General features: G+C 42.1%; 1 protein-coding gene. It reads right to left on the reverse strand.

Annotated features, from left to right (window positions below):
• Nucleotides 1-48: 48 nt before the first annotated feature.
• Nucleotides 49-672, reverse strand: coding sequence for a lambda exonuclease family protein (locus ACFIKJ_RS09610; RefSeq protein ID WP_375652200.1), 624 nt, complete (start codon nt 670-672; stop codon nt 49-51).

Raw genomic sequence — 672 nt, forward strand, 5'->3', positions numbered from 1 at the left:
GGGTGGGGGTGCTTGTAGATATGCGGGGAACAAAACACCCCCATAAGGTTAAGCAGCTTTTGTTGAGAGTTGTTTTATCTCTCGTTCTATCTCTGCTAAAAAGGTTTCAACAGCTTGATTGATCTGTTCAATTTGTTGATCATCACGGAGAATACGCTTGACTTTCATGCGTAAGTGAAAGAATTCCCCCGTAAAACGTGGGTCATAGCTTACGAAATCACACCATTTTCGTTCTGTACAAGCCATTTGGAATTGCATTTGTGCGTGATATTCTGGTTTGATTTCGTCACCTATACAAAAGCGCATATGTGTTACTGATCTCGGGCATTTGACTTCGATTAAACCGTCTTCTCCAATGAGACCATCGGGGCTAGCCCCCGCCATTTCTATTGTGGGGTGTTGGATAAAGCCGCATTTTGTTATATCGGCATCATAAATGAAGCCATATTCTCTCAAGGCATCATCTTCATGCTCAATACCCCATCTCATATCTTCAGTTTCATAATAGGGGCTTGTTTCGCCTGTTAAGCGCTCTGTTATGAGTTTGATTTTGTAGTCTTCATATTTGCTCGTAGGCAATCCTTTTGTAGTTTTACTGAGTACGCTGTAAATGTTTGATGCGGTGACTTTACCCAAGCGCGCTTGAAACCATTCTGCTGTTCTTTGTTCCAT

The sequence above is a fragment of the Bartonella sp. PS7NMGDW genome, assembly GCF_042193585.1.
Lineage (GTDB): Bacteria > Pseudomonadota > Alphaproteobacteria > Rhizobiales > Rhizobiaceae > Bartonella > Bartonella grahamii.

Coding starts and splice junctions, on each gene's coding strand:
- ACFIKJ_RS09610 (WP_375652200.1), bottom strand. CDS start 672: ATGGAACAAAGAACAGCAGAATGGTTTCAAGCGCGCTTGGGTAAAGTC.